A 21,319-nucleotide genomic window follows, 5' to 3' on the forward strand; every position below is an offset into this window, starting at 1 on the left:
CTTCCGTGAGCTGGGAGAGCACGATCTCCCGGTAGGTCTCGTTGTCGGCCATCAGCTCGTGATGGCGCCCGGTGCCGACGACCCGGCCCTCGTCGAGGACCACGATCCGGTCGGCGTCCCGGATGGTCGACACCCGCTGGGCGACGATCACCACGGTCGCCTCGGCGGTCTCGTGCCCGAGCGCGGAACGCAGCGCCGCGTCGGTCGCGTAGTCGAGCGCCGAGAACGAGTCGTCGAAGAGATAGATCTCCGGCCGCCGTACGAGCGTCCGCGCGATCGCGAGCCGCTGCCGCTGCCCACCGGACACGTTGGTGCCGCCCTGGGAGATGGGGGAGTCGAGCCCGTTCTCCAGCTTCCGCACGAACTCCGCCGCCTGCGCCACCTCAAGCGCGTGCCACAACTCCTCGTCGGTGGCGTCCGGATTCCCGTACCGCAGATTCGTCGCGACGGTCCCGGAGAACAGATAAGGCTTCTGCGGTACGAGCCCCACGGTGCGGGCCAGCAGCGCCGGATCGAGGGTGCGTACGTCCACACCGTCCACGAGGACCTCGCCCTCGGTGGCGTCGAACAGCCGCGGTACGAGTCCGAGCAGCGTCGACTTGCCGCTGCCCGTCGACCCGATCACGGCCGTGGTCTCCCCGGGCCGCGCCACCAGGTCGATCGCCTTGAGCACCGGCTCCTCGGCCCCCGGGTAGGCGAAGCCGGCGGCCCGCACCTCCAGGTGACCGTGGCGCTTCAGCTCCCGTACGGGATCGGTGGGCGGCACGACGCTCGACGAGGTGTCGAGGACCTCCTCGATGCGCTCGGCGCAGACCTCCGCGCGCGGCACCATCATGAACATGAAGGTGGCCATCATCACGGACATGACGATCTGCATCAGATAGGCGAGGAACGCGGTCAGCGCGCCGATCTCCATGCCGCCGCTGTCGATCCGCTGCGCCCCGAACCAGACCACCGCGATCGACGACACGTTCACCACGGTCATCACGATCGGGAACATCAGGGCGAGCAGCCGCCCCGTCCCGAGCGACACCTCGGTCAGCTCGGTGTTGGCCCCCTTGAACCGCTCCTTCTCGTACGCGTCCCGCACGAACGCCCGGATCACACGGTTGCCGGTGATCTGCTCGCGCAGCACCCGGTTCACCGTGTCGAGCCGCTCCTGCATGGTGCGGAACAGGGGCCGCAGCTTCTTCACGATCAGGCTGACCGCGATGCCGAGCACCGGCACGACGGCGATGAGCACCGACGACAGCGGCACGTCCAGACTGAGCGCCATCACGATGCCGCCGACGCACATGATCGGCGCCGACACCATCAGCGTGAACGCCATCAGGACCAGCATCTGCACCTGCTGGACGTCGTTGGTGGTGCGGGTGATCAGGGACGGCGCCCCGAACTGCCCGACCTCACGCGCCGAGAACGACTGCACCCGGTCGAAGATCGCGCCGCGCACGTCCCGCCCGAGCGCCGCCGCCGTACGCGCGCCGTAGTACACGGCACCGATGTTGCACAGCACCTGCACCACGGTGACCCCGATCATCAGGGCACCGAAGGTGAGGATGTAGCCCGTGTCCCCCCGCACGACACCGCGGTCGATGATGTCGGCGTTGAGGGTGGGCAGATAGAGAGTGGCGCAGGTCTGCAGAAACTGCAGCAGCACCAGAAAGACTATGGAGTTCTTGTACGGAGCGAGATGGCTCCGCAGGAGTCGTATGAGCACGCGATACCCATCGCAGTAGCCGGAGAAAGCGTTTCAAAGGGTCGCTCCATCCTCCGACACTCCCCGGGCCGGGGCTCAACTCATTAACCGGGCAGGGGCTCAGCTCATTGAACCGACCCGGTCGGCCAGCCCTCGAACGCCCCGGGATGCGTCTGCTCCCGCACCGCCACGTACTGCTGCCGCACGGCCTTCCCGACCGGAAGCTCCTCGCCCGGCTCGCAGACCTGCGCGGACGGCCCCTGCCACACCGGCGGCTGCTGCGGACCGAGCGTGCCCTGCGACACCCCGAGCGCCCACGCCGCCTGCCGCGCCGCACCGAGCGCCGCGTAGTCCGCCGCCTGCGGCACGACAACCTGCGCCCCAAGCAGCATCGGCGCCGCCGCCTGCACCGCGGGCAGCTCGGCGGCCGGCCCGAGCAGGAACACCCGCCGCACCTCCACCCCGCGCCCCCGCAGCACGTCGAGCGCGTCGGCCAGCGAGCACAGCATCCCCTCGAACGCGGCCCGCGCCAGGTGCTCCGGCTTCATGGACTCCCGCCGCAGACCGCTCAACGTACCGGCGGTGTGCGGGAGTTGAGGCGTGCGCTCACCCTCCAGATAGGGCAGCAGCACCAGGCCGTGCGCACCAGGAGTGGACTCCATGGCCAGCCGCGAGAGCCCCTCCAGGTCCGTGCCGAGCAGTTCCGCCGTCCCGCGCAGCGCCCGTACGGCATTGGACGTGTGCACCACCGGCAGATGCATCCCGGTCGCGTCGGCGAGCGAGGTGATCATCCCGTGCGGGTCGGCGAGCGCCTCGTGGTGCACGGCCATCACGGACCCGGACGCCCCGAGCGACACCACGGCGTCCCCGACGCCGATGCCGAGCCCGAACGCGGCGGCCATCGTCTCGCCCGTACCGGCCGAGATCAGCAGCCCCTCCGGCGTCGTCCCCGCGGCCTCGGACGGACCGAGCACCTCCGGCAGCGCCGTCTGCTGCCCGAGCGCCAGCTCCACAAGATCAGGACGGTACGAGGCGTCCGCCGCGGACCAGTAGCCCGTACCGGAGGCGCCGCCGCGGTCCGCGGTGCGCCGGGCCGGCCGGCCGAGCAGCTGCCACACCAGCCAGTCGTGCGCCTGCAGCACCGAGGCGGTGCGCTGCGCCGCCTCCGGCTCGGTCCGCGCCAGCCAGCGCAGCTTCGTCACGGGCTGCGGCGCCTGCGGGACCACGCCCACGGCCTCGGCCCAGGCCTGCCGACCGCCGAGCGCGTCGATCAGATCGACCGCGGCGACCTGCGCCCGCTTGTCCCCGCCGACCATCGCGGGCCGTACGGTGCCGCCCTGCGCGTCCAGCGGGACGACCGCGTTCTGCTGCGCCGAGACGCCGATGGCCTGCACGCCTTCGAGAAGCCCGCCCGCGGCGGCCTCACCCAGCGACAGCAGCCAGGCCTGCGGATCGACGTCCGACGGCCTGCCCTCCAGCGGATGAGGGGCGTACCCCTGCCTGATCACGGCACCGGTGTCGGTGTCGCAGACGACGATGCGTGTGGACTCGGAAGAGCTGTCCAATCCGGCGACTATCCCCATGCCAGATGATTTTGCCCTACGACCACACGCCCCGGCCCCGCCGGAGGGTTCGGGCCCTCCCGGCGGGGCCGGGGCACGTGTGCGTTATGCCACTTCTGGGGTTCGGTTCCTGGGGTTCGGTCCTTCAGGCGGAGCTCCGCCCCTCAGGTGTTGCTGGTACCCCAGTCGTCCTCGTCGCCCTGGCTCTTCTCGCGCAGCGACCGCACCCGGCAGGCCACCGAGTCCGGGACGCGGTCACCGACCTTGTCGCTCACCGTGGCGAAGGCCTTGCCCGCGAACTCGCGGCCGCTCTGGGCGGCGGACTCCACCGTGTTGCGCACGGCGGGGTTCTGTGCGACCTGGCGGGCCGACTTCTTCAACTGTTCGTAACGCTCGCGTCCGGCCCGCGTGCCGATCACGTAGCCCAGGGCCAGTCCGGCGACGAACGTGAGCTTGTACCGCATGGCTGCCACCCTTCCCTTACGCCTGACGTCCAGTGCAGGGCGCCTGCCCGATACCGATTGGCGGAGCACCCCCCTGCTTGCGCTAATGTATGTGTCGCAGCGAACGCGCGCCGCCCGGGCATCCCCAGGCAGGTGACGTCGTTGCAGCGGGACAATCCCCTGTAGCTCAATTGGCAGAGCAGCCGGCTGTTAACCGGCAGGTTACTGGTTCGAGTCCAGTCGGGGGAGCTCGGTCTCCTGTAGCTCAATTGGCAGAGCAGCCGGCTGTTAACCGGCAGGTTACTGGTTCGAGTCCAGTCGGGAGAGCAACGAAAGGACCCCCTCGGGGGTCCTTTTTCATGCCCGGTGGAACCATGCGCCCACCAGCGCAGTCCTCATGGTCGTGCAGAGCCGACCATCGGACGCAGGAGATCGTATGAGCGGCTATGCTGCGGCAGACGGCGCGTACATGTGTACGCGACACGCCGCTTGAGGGGCGGTAGCTCAGCCGGTTAGAGCAGCGGACTCATAATCCGTCGGCCGTGGGTTCGAGTCCCACCCGCCCCACCGCGTGCACCCGTCCTGACCTGCGAAAACGTGGTTGGACGGGTGTTTTTGCGTGAGGCAATTACCTCCGGCTGGTGAGGCAAACGCGTGTCTGTGCTGCCCGGATGAGCCTTCGAACCCCTTGTGACCTGGGGTTTTTCGCGACGTGTGGGTGGGATCGGTGGTTGACGGTCCCACGGCCGCCGTGGTCCCGGCTCCCGGTGCAGTAGTCCATCGATCGTCAGTGAGCCTGGCGTCTCTGCCTCGTGGGGCACCTGAACCGCGGACGCTTGCACGGGGCGGGGCTGGGTGCCCTCCGGCACTTGCAGCGAGCGGCGACAGCTTGCTGGCCGTCTGCTTCGGGAGCTCGAGGCGCCATGACCCAGGCAGTGCCAAGCCTCACCGACCAACCGGAATCCGCTCCTCGCCGCTCTGCGTAGCGGCTTTCAGGGAGTGCGGGAAGAGAGCAGGGGTGAGCGCGATCCGGTCCGCCACGATGACAGCGCTGAGAGCGTCACCTGTACCGGTTGTAAAAGCTTTACTGCCCGACAGTCCGCCAACCGCTCCACAACACCGAACCCCGAGGACGGGCTTGGGGTGCCGCTGTGGCCGAGCAGCGCGGTTCCGGCCTCGGAGCGGCCGGTCCTGCGTGACTTTGTCAGCCGACTTCCCAGCGGCTCGGGAGCGGGAAGTAGGCCTCGAGGAACGAGTGGACCTCCTCGGCGATGCGGTCCTGGTGGTCCGCCGGTGTGTTCACGTCGTTGAGGCAGAAGAAGTCGAAGGCCCGATCGCGTGCCAGGGCGGTCATCTTCTCCTGCGCGTCAGGGAGGGCCACGTCGACGTAGCGGAGCTTGTACGTGCCGGCGACGGCTCGGCCGGTGAGGTAGGCGTGGTGGTGGTGCAGGGACGCGGCGGTGGCGATGTCGGTGACGGCCCGGAACTTGGAGCGGCTGGTGCGGTCCAGGTCCTCGGGGAAGAGCTTCTCCAGGTCGCGCATCACGGACTGGATCTGTGGGTGCGGCGTGTGCATGAACTTGTTGACAGTGAAGCGCCCGTGGGTGTCCTGGATCAGCGTGCGGACGTTTTTTCCGGCGGAGTTGGGGGCCGGTTCGTCCGGGTGCGGGGCGCCGAGGCCGAGCTGGGCGGGGGAGAAGGGGAGCTTGGCTATGCCGTTGCTGTGGAAGAAGTGGCCGGGGGTGATGGGGCGGCCGAGGAAGACGTCGTCGTTGAAGTAGAGGTAGCGCTCGGACAGGCCGTCGATGTGGTGGAGCTGGGTTCCGATGGCGTGGGAGTTGAACACCGGGAGGGCGGTGGGGTCGCTGAAGATGTCCTTGTGGTCCACGACCTGGACGCCGGCAGCGGCGGTGTTCAGCCAGCCGGGGGTCTGGCCGTCGGTGACGATGAAGACGTTGCGGATGAACGGGGCGTACATCTGCAGGGAGCGCAGTGAGTACTTGAGTTCGTCGCGGCTGGTGTAGCGGGACGTGCCCGTCTCGCGGGTGTTGATGCGCGAGGCCTTGCCGGGTGTGGGGCGGTGGGCCTCGCGTACGGCGGCGAGTTTGGGGTCGTCGCCGTCGACCCAGGTGTAGACGACGTCGATGGGGAAGTCGGTGGCGTCGATGCGCTGCTGCCGGAAGGCGTCCCAAGTGGGGTGGGAGCGGCCGGCTATCGAACGTGTCGCGGGCACGAGGGCGTCGGCGGGCAGGACGTCGGCGACCGCGTTGGGGCGGGGCGCGACGAGGGCGCCGGCCAGCACGTCGTGGGGGGCCTGCACACGCAGGGCGGCGAGGCGTTCAGCGGTCTTGGGTTCGGTGGCTGCGGCGACCAGGTCTTCGCCGTCGCGCCAGAACTCGACGTCGCAGCCCTGGGTGAGGTCGGCGAGCACCTGGTCGTCGGGGCCGAGCAGGATCTCGCCGAAACGGATGGTGTCCTGGCGCTTGAGTGCGGTGGGGAGGGCGCCGTCCGCGTACAGGGCCACGTCGGCCGGCCAGCGGTCGCTGCTCGGCTTGAGTGCGTACAGAGCGGTGTCGGCGTAGAGATCGCGCAGCGCGGCGAGGAACGCCTTGCGGTCGGCGAAACGGACGCCGACGACATGGCGCTTGGGCGAGCGGCCTGGGACGAGGAAGTAGTCGAGGCCCGCATGCTCCAGGGCGTCCGTCACCAGGGCGAAATTGCGGGAGCGGGCGTCGGTGTCCACGATCGTGTGGACACGGCGCCCGAAGTAGGACTGCTCCGGGCCCGATATCTCGCGCAGGTCGGGATCCTGGGCGAGCAGCGCGGCGCGCCGCGCTGCGATCTTCTCGGCCCGCAGTACGTGCGCCGCTTCTGCTTCGGCCTTCTGCTGCGAGGCCAGGCGCTCTTCGACACGCTCCTGCCGGATACGCGCGGGCAGGAAACGTTCACCGATCGTCGTGAGGCGAGACGGCATGCCGGATCGGCCTTTCTGTCACAGGGGGTGAAGCGGCGCACCCAGAGCGGATCGCCGACGGAGGGGGATTGTGGAGGTGTGGCCGCCGATGCGGTCACGGCACGGAAGGCGAGGAGCCTGACCGCCGGTCAGGCGAGGTTCAGACGTGGCTCTCGATCCACTGCAGAACCTTGTCGGGCATGCCTGGCGCGTCGAGGAGCGCTCCACCATGGGCGCTGCTGCCCGCGACCGTTTCGACCGTGACGCCGCTCGTCGGCATGTCGTCGTCGGTCTCCTCGGCCCTCTCGAGATCGAGGGAGTGCTGTACCGGGATGAAGTCGCCCTCGGAGTGGATGAGGTACATGGGGGCGTCGTTGGCGCCGGAGGCGCGGTTCTTGACGACCATGTCCTTCCACGTGCCCCAGCAGCTGGCGTGGACCGAGGTGTCCGTGTCGGCGGGGTCGGGGAAGCAGCGGGCCAGGATGGCGGCGTTGTCGCGGACCTTGCGTTCCTTGGCGGTGCTGGTGTCGTGGTTGCCGTCGTTCCAGGACCGGTAGGGCGATGCGACGGGGGAGAGGCCGACGACCCCCTTGATCCGTTCGGCACCCGCGCCGTAGGTCGCGAGCGCTGTCGCGATCTGGCCACCTGCGGAGGAGCCCAGGACGACGAGGCGCTCAGGGGCGAGGTCGAACTTCGCAGCGTTGTCCCTGATCCAGTCGATCGCGGAGATGGCGTCCGTCCGGGGCGCGGGCCAGGCCGCGTCGAAATTCAGCCGATAATCGACGGAGAACACCGCATATCCCTGGTCCGCGAAATAGCGGGACCAGGTGGCCCAGCCTGAATCCTCGTACCAGTAACCGCCGTGGAGAATTACTATTCCTGGCTGCGCGGAGGCGGACGCGTTCCAGTATGCGTCGAGCTTCTGGCGTGTGTGCGAGCCGTACGCGTAGGTGGCCTCGCTGCGGTCGACCGCCGAGCTGGTTCCCGTGTTGAGGGTGGTCAGTCCCATGACCAGGGCCGCGCACACGGTGAAGCACACCCACAGGCGTCTCACGGAAATCTCTCTCGCTCTCCACATAGAGCGCAGGCCTTTATGCCTGGTTTGCCAGTTTGCACCCGCCTGGCAGCCTTCGGAGGGTGCATCGGCCTACGTGGAATCTGAACGACCTGCGACTTCAATGTGAACGGACTATGGACTAAGGGTGACTGCGCGTCAAGTGTGAAGGGGTGAATATGCACGACTTGCCCGTAATTTTAGCGGAAGGGGGTAATTCAATCGCTTGTGGTGATTGGGGTAGGTGATTTGGCATAAATGGGCCATGAGCTTGACATGGTGGCTACCTTGATTTCTATCTTTACCCCGCTTGATATTCCGGCCCCTGCGGTAAATCCGCTGAATGCGTTGCCGCGCTTCGAGGGTGCCGGGAGCGAAAACGGCATATAGAGGGGCGGGGTGGGTGTCTCATGCGTAAACGCATGGGCATGGTCGGATTTGCCGTCGCAGTCGGCGCGATCACGGGAGTGTCCGGCGGGGTGCTGCCTTCGGGGCAGCCCGCGGCGGCCGCCGCGGGCTGCACGGGGGGAACGTCGACCGATTTCAACGGCGATGGAGTCACCGACACCCTCGTCGCTGACCCTGGCGCGACCGTGGGTGGGGCAGCTCGCGCCGGACTGGTCCGCGTCGTGCTCGGTGGCGGCAAGGGCGTATTCGAGATCTCGCAGGCGACGAGTGGCATGAACGCCACACCGGAGCGCGGAGACCAGTTCGGATACGCGCGCGCGGCCTACGACGCGGACGGCGACGGCTGCACCGACCTGGTGGTCGGAGCTCCCTACGAGGATGTGCCGCAGGACGGCAAGAACCTCATCGATGCAGGCGGCATCTGGGTCATTCACGGCACCCCCACCGGAATCGGTGCTGGATCGCCGATGGAGAGCTACACCCAGCACCAGTTCGACACGAGCACGACGACTGAGGAGTACGACCGGTTCGGCTTCGCATTCCACGCGGGCACCACCTCGGCCTCCGCCCCCTACTTGGTGATCGGCGCGCCCGGCGAGAACGTCAGCAGCGGAGGCACGGACTACGCCGATGCCGGCTGCATCCACTACATGCAGGGCACGACGAAGTACACGGTCAACGAAGACGACCCTGGTGTACCGGGCGTGGTGGAGGCACACGACCGGTTCGGGTACTCACTGACGGGCACGAACCGCTACTTCGCGGTCGGAGCTCCCGGCGAGACCATCGGTGACGACGCAGTCTTCGCGGGCGCCGTAGCTGTGTTCAGCCACACCCTCACCGCCGGAGTGCCCACCGGGCTTGCCGGTATCGACCAGGGGGCTTCGGGCGAGGGCCTGACCGGTGTGGCCGAGGCGAACGACCAGTTCGGCACGTCGATCGACATGACGAACTACCGCCCCAGCGACCAGACCTACAACTCCGACGCACTTCTGGCCATCGGGGTGCCCGGTGAGGCGATCGGCGCGACGCCGGCAGCCGGAAGCGTGGCACTGGTGCGCGTCCAGCCCTCAGGAACGGTCACCGAGATCACATCCGTCGACGCCGGAACCACCGACGTCGAAGGAGACCCGACCGCCGGCGACTCCATGGGCCAGCGAGTTGCCCTCGCCAACACGGACACAACCGTGGTTAGCGGCGACGCCACCATCCGCCTCGTCGTGGGCATCCCCGGCCGTGATGTCGGTACTGCCAAGGACGCGGGAGTACTCCAGTCCTTCCGACCGCTGGGCCCGGCCATCGGCACCGGCGACAAGGTCATCAACCGGGCGGCCGACGGAAGCGTGCTTCCGGGGACAGCGACAGCCCGCGACTACACCGGGATCAGCCTGACCTCCGGCAGCGTCAACTTGTACGTCGGCGTGCCGTACAGCAAGGAGTCCGCCACAGCCAAGGGCGTGCTCTACGTCGTCCCGTGGACGGACATCGACGGCACCACCAGCACGGGCACCACGACGTTCCAGCCGGGCGCGGGCGGTATCCCCGACGTCGGCACCTCCTTCGGCGTGGTCGGGTGACCGGCGCCATGAACCGAGAGAACACGAGAGTGAACCGTCTCAGACCCGGTGCCCGATCGACACGACGGGTGGCGGTGCTCACGACGGCCCTGACCGCGTTCCTGGCTTCCGGTCTCGGCATCCTGCCCAACCTGACGGGCGAGGCGCAGCCCGCTGCCGCCGCGGATACTGGGCCGCTGTTCGCCGCTGGCACCGAGGACGCGCAGGCCAAGGCCGCCAAATCCGGCAAGAAGGTCGAAGTCCTGGCCCTCCGCGACGAGCGCAGCACAACGACCGCGAACCCGGACGGCACCTTCACCACCACTGAGTACGTCCAGCCGATCCGCACCCGGAAGAACGGCAAGTGGACGGACATCGACACCAGGCTCGTCAAGCAGGCCAACGGCACCTACGCGCCCAAGGCGGCGGTGTCCGCCATGGCGTTCTCGGGCGGTGGCGACACGGCGTTCGCCGAGATCGAGAAGGACGGGCGCTCGCTCTCCCTCGACTGGCAGGACAAGCTCCCCAAGCCGAAAGTCGACGGCTCCACGGCCACCTACGCCAACGTCATGAATGGCGTCGACCTCAAGATCACCGCAAGCGCCGAAGGGTTCTCCCATGTCCTCGTGGTCAAGAACGCCAAGGCCGCTGCGAATCCGGACCTGGCCCGGCTGGAGCTGCCCGTCGACACCGACGCCGTCAAGCTGAAGAACGCGGCCGACGGTGGCCTCGAGGCCACCGCGTCGGGCGGCGGAGGCACCGTCTTCCAAGCCCCGCAGCCCATGATGTGGGACTCCAGCCACACAACGGCAGTTTCGTCGCCCTCGGCAAGCCCGTCCCCCTCTGCGAGCCCGTCGACCGGCGACGACGTCGAGGGGGCGGTCGACGCCGTCACTCCACCGGACGGAGCACAGGTCGCAGACGTAGACATCGACGCGACCGCCGACACCGTCACACTCGCCCCGGACACCGACCTGCTCACGGGCAAAGACACGGTCTACCCGGTGTACATCGACCCGGTCTACAAGACGGCGAACCGCACCGGCTGGACCATGGTGTCCTCGTACTACTCCACGTCCGAATTCTGGAAGTTCAGCGACGACGAGGGTGTGGGGCGCTGCCCGGCCGACGTCTCCTACCGCTGCACCAGCACCAGCGACGTCAAGCGGCAGTTCTTCGCCCTGCCGACGGGCACATTCGAGGGCAAGGACATCGTCGCAGCCGAGTTCGCGGTGACGATGGTGCACACCTACAGCACTTCGGCCCGCGAGGTGCAGCTGGGACGCGTCAACTCCTCGGGAGCCAGCGCGATCAACTCGGGTACGAACTGGAGCAACCAGCCGTCCCTGAAGGACGCCATCACCTCGCAGTCGCCGACCAACCCTGCCGGGTCGTGCACGTCCACGAACCAGAATGTGCGCTTCAACGTGAAGAGCGCGGTGCAGAAGGCCGCGGACAGCGGCTGGGACACCACCACGTTCCGTGTCAAGGCCGGCGAGGAGGGGGACTACTCGTACTGGAAGCGGTTCTGCGGAAACGCACACCTTGAGGTCACCTACAACCGGCCGCCGCTGCAGCCGGACACAGACGACCTGAAGATGACGCCGGGAGGCTCGTGCGAGTACGGCCACGCCGACGAGCACTACGTCGCCGAGGCCCCCAAGCTCATTGCGTCGATCAAGGACTTGGACCACGGAGATACGGGCAGCAACTCTGAGAAGCTGCAAGCCCAGTTCCACGTCTTCTGGACCTCCGGCACCGCCACCGTCGACCACTACGCCACCACGGCAGCACAGAGCACGGTCGACGGCTCGAAGAGCGGACAGACCGGCGTCGCCAAGTTCTCCTACGTCGCCGGAACAGATATTTCCGGTGACGGCGAGGCGGGCTTCACCGTGCCGCAGAACGTCACCATCGGCTGGGCCGTGCGTGGCTTCGACGGCCAGTCCTGGGGGCCGTGGAGCACTGGCGGAGACGCCACGCGCTGCGAGTTCATCTACGACTCCACAGCACCCAAGGCCCCGGTCGTCACCTCGACCCAGTACCCGGACGACGACGTCTGGCACGCCGGCGTCGGCGACTACGGCGTCTTCACTTTCGACTCGCCCTCGAAAGACGTCGCCTCGTACAAGTACCGCTTCAAGGGCGGATCGTGGATGAGCGTGAACGCCGCGTCCGCAGGCGGCCCCGCCACCGTTCGGTGGATGCCGCCGGACGAGGGGCCGATGTACGTCGAGGCCAAGGCCGTTGACAACGCGGGCAACGCACAGAAGACACCCACGTCACACGTGTTCCTGGTCAGCGATGGTCGTGCCCCTGCCGCCGGTTGGACCCTCGGCGACGCCAAGGGATCCGCCACGGCCGCGGGCATGAGCGGCGCACCCGCCGCCACTCCCGGTTCCGGAGTCACGTTCGGCAACGAAGGCCCGCTCGGCCCGACGGACACGGCGGCGACGCTCGACGGCACGGACAACGCCTACCTGGACTCGGGCAAGCCCGCGGTCGACACGAGCGGCACCTTCTCGGTGAGCGCCTGGGTGAACCTGCCCGAGCGTCCCACCGACGACGTCACGATCGTCAGCCAGGACGGCACCGCTGCCCCCGGTTTTGATCTCGGGTACGACGTGGACACCCAGTCCTGGACGTTCCGCACCCCGATGAACGACATGGAGACCATGGGCACTTGGAAGGTGTCCGGAGCGACCGCCGTCCCTGGAAGCTGGACCCACCTGATCGGCGTTTACGACGATGAAACGGGTGCCCTGAGCCTCTTCGTCAACGGTGACCTGATCGAGGAGGACGTCCAGAAGCGCCGCACGAAGTGGAACGCGACCGGCAGCCTGCAGATCGGCCGCAAGCTGTCCCTGGACGGCTACACCAGCAACTTCAAGGGCAGCATCGCCGACGTCAAGGTCTACGACCGGGTCGTCCCGGAGGCCGAAGGCCAGGTGCTGGGAGGGATCTCCGCCACCCAGCTCGCCTACTGGCAGGTCGACTCCGCGGCCAGCCAGGCCGCACCGGAAGAAGCGGGCGGGGCCGCGCTGACGCTCGGTGGCGCCGCATCGGTCTACCTGCCGGACGACTCATGCGACCCCGCCCTCGACCCGGAGTGCGTGGCGCCCGCCGAACCCCTGTGGGGCGACGGCCATCTGCTCCTCAACGGCACGGACGCATACGCAACCCGCGCCGCCGGCCTCCTGGCCAAGGAGGACAGCTTCACGGTCACGGCGCGCGCTCGTCTGGCCGCCGCCGGATCCATGAAGGACCAGACTGTCCTGTCCCTCGCTGGTGCGAACGGCAGTGCTCTGACCGTGAAGTACCTGGCCTCCGCAGACCGCTGGCAACTGGTGTCCACGGACAAGGACGCCACCACTGCCACCATCGGCACGGCCACCGCTACCGGTGTGCTGCCCAGCAGCGAGGGCGACGGAGACCACATCGCTCTGGTCTACTCCGCGGTCTTCGGTGACGCCCTCCTCTATGTCAACGGCGTACTCGCCGCACAAGCCCCCTGGGACAACGCGTGGGACTTCACCACCGCCTCGCTCCAGGTCGGACGAACCCTGACCGGATCCACCGGCTCTGCCTACTTCGACGGAGCCGTCGACGAACTGCGCATGTACCGCGGAGCGCTGGACGCGTCCATCGTCCCCACCGTGGCCGTGCTGCCGGCGGGTTCCAGCATCGAAGAAACCGTCACCTGACGGTGTGAAGCACGGGCGAGCACCCCGCGCCACGGGCCACATGGCCCGACCGCGGGGCGCTCGCCCTTCTTCGTCGTACCCGATTCCACCCCACCCACAGAACAACAACCCATTCTCCCGACGGAGTTGTCATGCATTCGCCCTACCGGTCACGGTGGCGAATACCGGCTCGGAGCACAGCGCTCGGAGTCGGTATCGCCCTGGCCGTCGGCCTGCTGCCGCAGTACGCCCCACAGGCAGTGGCCAAGGACGGCGGTCTGACCAGACCAGCGACCCAGAAGAACCTCGACGATCCGGTCGACGGCAAGAACCTCAAGGCCCGCACGTACGGCAAGACCGACCAGGCCGCCAAGGCAGCGGTCAAGTCCGCCGAAGACGCTGCATGGCCCAAGGCGGCATCGGACGACATCACCCTCGCACCTGCTGCGGGCAAGAAGACCAAAGCCGCGAAGGCCACGGGCCTTCCGGTCACGGTGGCCGCCACCGGGGCCAAGAGCCCGGGCTCGGTCCACATCGCCGTGCTGGACCGCAAGAAGGCCAAGGCGGCCGGCGTCGACGGGCCGCTGATGACGGTATCCCGCAGTGACGGCCGTGCCACATCCGCGCCCGTCGAAGTCGCACTGGACTACAAGGACTTCGCGGACGCCTATGGCGGAAGTTACGGATCCCGGCTGCGCCTCGTCCAGTACCCGGCCTGCGTGCTGACCACTCCGCACAAGAAGGCCTGCTCCACGCCCAAGCCGCTGGCCAGCAGCAACGACACCGCCAAGCAGACGCTGACGGCCAAGGTGACCGCGGCCGCCGACACCTCCGGCCACAGCACCCAGCTCGGCACCGCCGAGCCCGCAGCCGACGAGACCTCGTCGATGACGGTGTTCGCCGCGACCGCCGGCAGCTCCGGTGACCAGGGCAGCTTCTCCGCCACCCCGCTGAAGGCCTCGTCCGAGTGGAGCGTGTCCAACGCCTCGGGCGCCTTCAACTGGTCCTACCCGATCACCGCGCCGCCTGCGCCGGGCGGCCTGGGACCCCAGGTCTCCCTCGGCTACAGCTCCCAGTCCATCGACGGACAGACCGCGACCACCAACAACCAGGGCTCCTGGATCGGCCAGGGCTTCGGCTACGAGCCTGGCTTCATCGAGCGGCGTTACAAGCCGTGCGCCGACGACGGGCACGACGACACGAACGGCGACCAGTGCTGGGGCAGTGACAACGCCACCATCGCGCTCGGCGGAGGCACCTCCGGTGAACTGATCAAGGACGACACCACCGGCGAGTGGCGCGTCAGCTCCGACGACTTCTCCAAGGTCGAAAAGCTCACCGGCACCTCCAACGGCGACAACAACGGCGAGTACTGGAAGGTCACCTCCAAGGACGGCACCCAGTACTACTTCGGTCTGAACCAGCTCCCGGGCTACACGGCCGGCAACGAGGAGACCGACTCCACCTGGACCGTCCCCGTCTACGGCGACGACTCGGGCGAGCCCTGCTACGACGCGGCCCTCGCCAACGCCTACTGCACCCAGGGATGGCGCTGGAACCTCGACCATGTCGTCGACGTTCACGGCAATGCCATGTCGTACTTCTACGGCAAGGAGACGAACTACTACACCCAGGGTCTGAAGACCGACGAGAACGGTAAGCCGTACATCCGCGGCGGCTACCTCAAGCGTGTCGACTACGGTCAGCGCGCGGGCAAGGTCTACGACACCAAGCCGGCTGCCCGCATCACCTTCACCACGGCTGAGCGCTGCATCGGCGACCTGACGGACTGCTCGGCCTCCGCGCTGACCGACGCCACAGCGGCCGACTGGCCCGACGTGCCCTGGGACAGCAACTGCAAGGTCGACACCAAGTGCCCGGGACAGAACTCACCCACATTCTGGACCCGTAAGCAGCTCGACAAGATCACCACCCAGATCCGCACCGGCGACGCCACCTACGAGGACGTCGACGCCTGGACCCTGGGCCACGTCTTCACCGACAACGGTGACGGCTCCAAGTCCCTGTGGCTCAACTCCATCGACCACACCGGCAAGGTCGGCACTGACGCGACCGTGCCCTCGGTCAAGCTCTACGGACAACAGCTCGCCAACCGCGTCGATGTGGCCGGCGACAACATCCAGCCGTTCATCCGCTTCCGCATGTCGGCCGTCGAGAGCGAGTCCGGCAGCGTCCTGTCCGTCAACTACGCGGACACCCAGTGCACCTCCTCCACACTGCCCACCCCCGGCAAGTCCACCGTGCGCTGCTACCCGGTCAAATGGAACCCGCCGGGCGTCAAGGACCCGATCACTGACTGGTTCCACAAGTACGTCGTCTCCTCCGTCGTGGAGGCAGACCTGGTGGGCAACAGCCCCGACCAGGTCACCTCGTATACCTACCTCGGTGACGCCGGCTGGCGAAAGACGAAGGCCAACGGCTTCACCAAGTCCGAGTACCTGACCTGGAGCGACTGGCGCGGCTACGGCAAGGTCCGCGTCGAGACCTCCGACGGCACCAACAACGCCTCCAACACCAAGACCGAACACGTCTTCTTCCAGGGCCTGGACGGAGACGCCGACCCCGACGGCGGCACCAAGTCCTCCTCGGTCACGACCTCGACCGGCACCACCTACACCGACGACGACTGGAAGTCCGGCCTCGAGCTGGAGACCACGACGTACGACGGTGACAAGGTCGTCTCCAAGGCCACCAACAGGCCCTGGACCAGGGTCACCGCCACGCAGACCGAAGACTGGGGCACCCGCCGCGCCCGGTTCGTGGCCACGGACCGCACCGACAACTACGAGGCGCTCGCCTCAGGTGGGTGGCGTGAATCCGGTGCCCTGACGACGTACGACGACACAACGGGCCGGCCCGTCCAGATCAACGACTGGGGCGAGGTGAACGTCGCCGACAACGAGTGCACCCGCACCGAGTACGCGGACAACGCGGACAAGCACATGTACGCGTTCGTCTCCCGGGTGGAGGTCGTCAGCGTCGACTGCGCCACCACCCCCGACCGCACCAAGCAGGTCCTGTCCGATGACGTGACCCTCTACGACGACACGACCATGGTCGGCGCGGCCCCCACCCTCGGCAACGCGACCAAGGTCAAGCGCCTGTCCTCGCACAGCGGCTCCCTCGCCACCTACCAGACGGTCTCCTCGACGACGTACGACCAGTACGGCCGTCCCCTGTCCGTCAAGGACGCCCTCGGCACCGCGAAGACGATCGACTACACCGACACCTACGGCCTGGCAACCGCCAAGACCGAGACGAACGCGCTGGGCTGGACCAACAAGACGGAGTACGCCCCCGAATGGGGCGCGACGACCGCGCAGGTCGACGCCAACGGCAAGCGCACCGACATGGCCTACGACGGCCTGGGCCGCCTGACCTCGGTCTGGCTCCCCGACCGCCCCAAGGCGTCGAACTTCTCCGCCTCGCTCAAGTACACGTACGGCATCCGCACCACCGGACCCAACTACGTCCGCACCGAACGCATCGAGAACGGCGGGACAACCTACAGCAGCGAGTACCAGCTGTACGACGGCCTGCTCCGTCCCCGTCAGGTGCAGACCGAGGGCCAGGACGGCGGCCGTCTCATCGCGGACACCTACTACGACGGCTCCGGCCGCACCATCAAGACGAACGACACCTACTGGACGGCCGGGGCACCAAGCTCGACTCTGTTCGCGCCGCTGAACGCAGACATCGACGGGCAGACAGTCACCGATTACGACGGAGCCGGCCGCACCACCGCGACGGTCCTCAAGGTCGCGGGCCAGGAGAAGAACCGCACCACCTACTCCTACGGCGGCGACCGCGTCCATGTGAACCCGCCCGACGGCCAGACCCCGACCACCACGCTCACGAACGTGCAGGACCGCACGGTCGAGCTGCGCCAGTACAAGGGCAACGCCCCGCTGCCCACAGGCACGACGGCGGACTATGTGTCGACCAAGTACGGCTACACGTCTGACGGCAAGCTCAACAAGGTCGTGGACAACGAGGGCAACACCTGGACGTACGAGTACGACCAGCGCGGTCGCAAGAAGACGGCTGTCGACCCGGACACCGGAACGTCGCACTTCGGCTACGACGACCTGGACCGCCAGACGTCGGTCACCGACGCCCGCGGCAACACCATGACAACGGTCTACGACCAGCTCAGCCGTATGAAGTCCACATGGCAGGGAGCGGCCGACACCGGCACAAAACTGTCCGTGTCGACCTACGACACGATCGCCAAGGGAGAGCTCTACGGCTCGTACACATACAAGAACGGCGCGGTCTACTCGTCGGTGACCTACCCGGTCCTTGACGATAAGAACGACTACAAGCCGACGTCGACGAAGTACACCCTGTCCAAGACCGCAGAGCCGGAACTGGGCGGCACGTACGAGTTCAACACCCAGTACAACGACGACGGCACCGTACAGGGCCAGAACTTCCCCGCAGCGGGCGGTCTTTCGGCCGAAGCGATCTCCTACCAGTACGACGAGCTCCAGCGCCCCCGCTCGCTCAACACCTCACTCGGCGGCCGCAGTTACGTCTCCGCCACCACGTACTCGCCCACCAACCAGCTCGAACAGCTGGAACTCTCCACGGGTGACGCCGGTACCAAGAAGACGTGGCTGACCTACGACTACGAGCAGGGCACCCAGCGCCTCCTCAACGGTCGCGTCGACGTCGAAGGCGCTTCCTCGGTCGCCTACGACGCCGACTACACGTACGACGACGGCGGCAACGTCACCTCCATCGTCGACAACCCCACTGGTGGCTCACGCGATGTGCAGTGCTTCCGCTACGACAGCCTGCGCCGGATGACTGAGGACTGGACGTCCTCGCAGACCCCGGACGGAGCATCCGGCACCGGTGGCACGGACGCGGCCTGCCAGGCCGACCCCTCGTCGACCACCGTCGGAGGCACCGCCCCCTACTGGAACTCCTACACCTTCGACGCCACCGGCAACCGGAAGACGGAGGTCAACCACGGCATCAACGGCGGCGCCACCTCGACCAAGACCTACACGTACGGCGAGAACGGCGAAGGCCCGCACCAGTTGACCACCCTGGTCACCGACACCACCGCCACGGACACGACACCCGCGGTCAAGTCGCAGAACACCTACACCTACGACGAGACCGGCAACACCGAGACCCGCGTCCTGAACGGAGACACTCAGACCCTCACCTGGGACAAGAACAACGACCTGACCAAGGTCACCAACGCCGACGGCAGCGAGTCGTCCTACGTCTACGACGCGAGTGGCAGCCGACTGCTGCGCAAGTCGCCGACGGAGACGACGTTCTACCTGCCCGGCATGGAAGTGCGGCTCGACCAGTCGACCAAAGCCGTCACCGCCAAGCGCTACTACTCGCTGGGCGCGCAGACCGTGGCGGTGCGCGACGCCAAGGGCGTCACCTTCCTGGCCGGCGACCACCAGGGCACGGCCCAGCTCGCGATCGACCCGGACACCGGAGCGACCCAGCGCCGCCGCCTCGACCCGTTCGGCACGGGCCGTGACGGAGACTCCAGCGACCCGTCGAAGTGGGTCGACGACAAGGGCTTCGTCGGCGGCACGAACGACGAGACCTCGGGTCTGATCACGCTCGGCGCCCGCGAGTACGACACAACAGCCGGCCGCTTCATCTCCGCCGACCCGATCATCGACTACACCGACCCACAACAGATCAACGGCTACACCTACAGCAACAACAACCCCGTCACCTTCTCCGACCCGGACGGCCTGAAGCCCGACGACTGCATCCACGTCGGTATCCAGTGCAGCCCGACCGGCAACGGTGGCTGGGACGTCAAGCCCACGAAGACGTACTACACGTACTACGGGATCCAGGCTCCGAAGGAATCGACGGCGTCCTTCAAGCAACGCCAGGCCAACGCCAGGGCAGAGGCCGCGCGCGAGCGTGCAGCAGCAGCCAAGCAGCGAGCGATCGCCATTGCCAAGGAACTCGGCGGAATCATCGCCGACGAGCTCGGCATCACGGATGCGCTGGACTGCTTCACCACGGGATCGCTGGGCGCCTGCGGAGCGACCGTCGGAAACATCGTCACCACCCTGATCGGCGGTGGCCCCGTCGCCAAGCTGATCGCCAAGTACTGGTACCGCGTCGACAAGGCCTACGCCCTGGGCAAACGAATCCTGCGCCTGGGCGAAGAACTCTGGGCGGCCTTCAAGGACTGGAGGCAGAACAAGGAGGCCGCGGGCGCGGTTTGCGCTGTTGCCAACAGCTTCACCCCGGACACCCGAGTCCTCATGGCCGACGGGACAACCAAGGCCATCGAGGACGTCGACATCGGCGACGAGGTTCTCGCCACCGACCCGAAGACAGGCAAACCCGAGGTACGAACCGTCACTGCTGAGATCAAGGGCAACGGCGTCAAGCACCTGGTCAAGGTCACCGTCGACGTCGACGGAGAGAAGGGCGACAAGACTGCATCCGTTACCGCCACCGACGGGCACCCCTTCTGGGTTCCAGAGCTCAGTGAATGGGTCGACGCGACTGACCTGAAGTCGGGCGAATGGCTCACCACGAGCGCGGGCACGCGAGTTCAGATCACGACGGTAAAGCGCTGGACAGTCCAGCGAGCCAGGGTTCACAACCTCACCGTTGCCGGCGAGCACACGTACTATGTGCTGGCGGGGGCTACGCCGGTCCTGGTTCATAACACTGGTGGCAACGGGCACATGTGCGATATCTCTGTGACCTCGTCAGATGGAAGCACGAGCGATATCTCGCTGGAAAGCGGCGATATGACGCCTGAAGAGGCGGCACTCGGGTATCCCAATAATGCGGCGTTCACGCATACGGAGCACCGATTTTCGCGCATGGCTGGCGCATCTACAGGGCCGAAGGTTTCACTCCCGAATGACCCATTCGCTGGCGAGCTCCCATTGAGTGCAGGCGATGCGGTTAGGATGCAAGGCCAACTCCCTCCCTGCTCTCGGTGCAAGGGCGCGATGAACCGTATGGTTAACGAGTTGGGAGTGTCGGTCACGTACGAATGGTCTGGCCCTAAGGGGGGCGGGTCATGGACAGCTGGAAGGAGGAGGCGCTAACAATGAGGTTGACCGCCACAGAGGTTGGGTTCTTCGAGGATTACGAGGACGAAGAGGCCCTTGAGGTGGGGTTTGCTGGGGTGGACGAGTCCGGCGTCCCGAGATCGTTCTCAATTCAGCGATCCACGTACGAACCGGACGAACAGGAAATCCAATCCGGAATGGATTCCTATAACGTCTCTACTGGGCGAGGCTTCACCGTATACGGCTGCCTTCGGAGCGTGCGACTTTCCGGCCTGGTCCTCACGATGGAATTCTCCGCTGAGGATGCAGAGATCCTTGAGATCTCGACGCCCGTTGAAGTGCATCTAAGTGAAGCGCAGGCTGACGAGGGAAATTTGCCTCGGAAGCTTCGTGAGATTTTGGACTGGGGCTCTCCCGAGAAGCGGCCGAGTTTGGTTGGGCTGGAGGTCTAGGATCCAGCCGCCGGTGCGTAGACCGTGCTTCTTGCCGGGGATTCGCAAAACAATTTCCGCAAGGAGGATTCGGTAGCCCTGTACGTGTGAGGGTCCCCTCTGCGCTTCTGCGCGGAGGGGACCCTTGGGTCGTTTGACGGCAACAGTGACGGCAACGTCAGCGGACGACGGCTGTCGCAGGTGGTCGTCGGGGTCGTTGTCGGCGGGGCTGAGTGCGTTGCCGGGGGTGTCGAAGTTCCTTGATCACGACGAGGTTGACGCCCTGTTCCAGCGGTAGGGTGGCGGTCGAGTGTCGTAGGTCGTGAAACCGGATGCGGCGAAGTCCTGCGCGGTTGAGGCGTATGGGGATGACCTCATGGGTCAGGTGTTCTTCGCGACATCGCGTCCTCGCTTGCTGTAGGTCGACTACTCTGCGTATGCGCCGGGTGGAGTGGCACTCGCGCCCGTCGAAGGTCCC

The 21,319-nt window shown here is 67.1% G+C and carries 9 protein-coding genes and 3 tRNA genes; 7 read left to right on the plus strand and 5 right to left on the minus strand.

The window, feature by feature from the left end:
* The 3 genes from QIT00_RS29830 to QIT00_RS29840 form a co-directional block, all read right to left on the minus strand.
* A partial coding sequence (locus QIT00_RS29830) for an ABC transporter ATP-binding protein (RefSeq protein ID WP_282538550.1) occupies window positions 1–1,720 on the minus strand: 1,720 nt, incomplete at its 3' end.
* Window positions 1,721–1,824: 104 nt separating this feature from the next.
* Window positions 1,825–3,282: an FGGY family carbohydrate kinase gene (locus QIT00_RS29835; protein WP_282538551.1), complete on the minus strand. Its 1,458-nt coding sequence runs from the start codon at window positions 3,280–3,282 to the stop codon at window positions 1,825–1,827.
* A gap of 143 nt (window positions 3,283–3,425) precedes the next feature.
* Window positions 3,426–3,725 (minus strand): YtxH domain-containing protein, encoded by a 300-nt coding sequence (locus QIT00_RS29840; RefSeq protein ID WP_282538552.1) that lies wholly within the window; start codon window positions 3,723–3,725, stop codon window positions 3,426–3,428.
* A gap of 155 nt (window positions 3,726–3,880) precedes the next feature.
* Between QIT00_RS29840 and QIT00_RS29845 the strand changes: the two genes are divergently transcribed.
* The 3 genes from QIT00_RS29845 to QIT00_RS29855 all read left to right on the plus strand — a co-directional run bounded on the left by QIT00_RS29845 (window position 3,881) and on the right by QIT00_RS29855 (window position 4,271).
* Window positions 3,881–3,953, plus strand: a tRNA-Asn gene (locus tag QIT00_RS29845).
* Between the two features lie 5 nt (window positions 3,954–3,958).
* Window positions 3,959–4,031: transfer RNA gene (locus QIT00_RS29850), tRNA-Asn, on the plus strand.
* Between the two features lie 166 nt (window positions 4,032–4,197).
* Window positions 4,198–4,271, plus strand: a tRNA-Ile gene (locus tag QIT00_RS29855).
* A gap of 637 nt (window positions 4,272–4,908) precedes the next feature.
* On the opposite strand, the gene QIT00_RS29860 is transcribed toward QIT00_RS29855, so the two are convergent.
* Together QIT00_RS29860 and QIT00_RS29865 are read right to left on the minus strand one after the other, a co-directional pair.
* Complete coding sequence (locus QIT00_RS29860; protein WP_282538553.1) at window positions 4,909–6,678, minus strand: stealth family protein; 1,770 nt, start codon at window positions 6,676–6,678, stop codon at window positions 4,909–4,911.
* A gap of 139 nt (window positions 6,679–6,817) precedes the next feature.
* Window positions 6,818–7,711 (minus strand): alpha/beta fold hydrolase, encoded by an 894-nt coding sequence (locus tag QIT00_RS29865; RefSeq protein WP_282538554.1) that lies wholly within the window; start codon window positions 7,709–7,711, stop codon window positions 6,818–6,820.
* Window positions 7,712–8,121: 410 nt separating this feature from the next.
* On the opposite strand from QIT00_RS29865, the gene QIT00_RS29870 reads away from it, so the two are divergent.
* The 4 genes from QIT00_RS29870 to QIT00_RS29885 all read left to right on the plus strand — a co-directional run bounded on the left by QIT00_RS29870 (window position 8,122) and on the right by QIT00_RS29885 (window position 20,862).
* The gene (locus QIT00_RS29870; RefSeq protein WP_282538555.1) at window positions 8,122–9,696 is read left to right on the plus strand and encodes an FG-GAP and VCBS repeat-containing protein; all 1,575 of its coding nucleotides are present in this window, start codon (window positions 8,122–8,124) and stop codon (window positions 9,694–9,696) included.
* Between the two features lie 68 nt (window positions 9,697–9,764).
* Window positions 9,765–13,379, plus strand: a complete 3,615-nt coding sequence (locus QIT00_RS29875; protein ID WP_282538556.1) for a LamG-like jellyroll fold domain-containing protein — start codon at window positions 9,765–9,767, stop codon at window positions 13,377–13,379.
* A 131-nt stretch (window positions 13,380–13,510) separates the two neighbouring features.
* The gene (locus QIT00_RS29880; RefSeq protein WP_282538557.1) at window positions 13,511–20,446 is read left to right on the plus strand and encodes a polymorphic toxin-type HINT domain-containing protein; all 6,936 of its coding nucleotides are present in this window, start codon (window positions 13,511–13,513) and stop codon (window positions 20,444–20,446) included.
* The gene (locus QIT00_RS29885; RefSeq protein WP_282538558.1) at window positions 20,419–20,862 is read left to right on the plus strand and encodes an Imm10 family immunity protein; all 444 of its coding nucleotides are present in this window, start codon (window positions 20,419–20,421) and stop codon (window positions 20,860–20,862) included. Before QIT00_RS29880 ends, QIT00_RS29885 begins: the two co-directional genes overlap by 28 nt.
* The last annotated feature ends 457 nt before the right edge of the window (window positions 20,863–21,319 follow it).

This window comes from Streptomyces luteolus, assembly GCF_029968015.1.
Classification (GTDB): Bacteria; Actinomycetota; Actinomycetes; order Streptomycetales; family Streptomycetaceae; genus Streptomyces; species Streptomyces luteolus.

What these genes read in the sequence shown, in the direction of transcription:
- QIT00_RS29860 (WP_282538553.1), bottom strand. Translation starts at nt 6,678, where the DNA reads ATGCCGTCTCGCCTCACGACGATCGGTGAACGTTTCCTGCCCGCGCGT.
- QIT00_RS29835 (WP_282538551.1), bottom strand. Translation starts at nt 3,282, where the DNA reads ATGGGGATAGTCGCCGGATTGGACAGCTCTTCCGAGTCCACACGCATC.
- QIT00_RS29840 (WP_282538552.1), bottom strand. Translation starts at nt 3,725, where the DNA reads ATGCGGTACAAGCTCACGTTCGTCGCCGGACTGGCCCTGGGCTACGTG.
- QIT00_RS29880 (WP_282538557.1), top strand. Translation starts at nt 13,511, where the DNA reads ATGCATTCGCCCTACCGGTCACGGTGGCGAATACCGGCTCGGAGCACA.
- QIT00_RS29870 (WP_282538555.1), top strand. Translation starts at nt 8,122, where the DNA reads ATGCGTAAACGCATGGGCATGGTCGGATTTGCCGTCGCAGTCGGCGCG.
- QIT00_RS29885 (WP_282538558.1), top strand. Translation starts at nt 20,419, where the DNA reads ATGGACAGCTGGAAGGAGGAGGCGCTAACAATGAGGTTGACCGCCACA.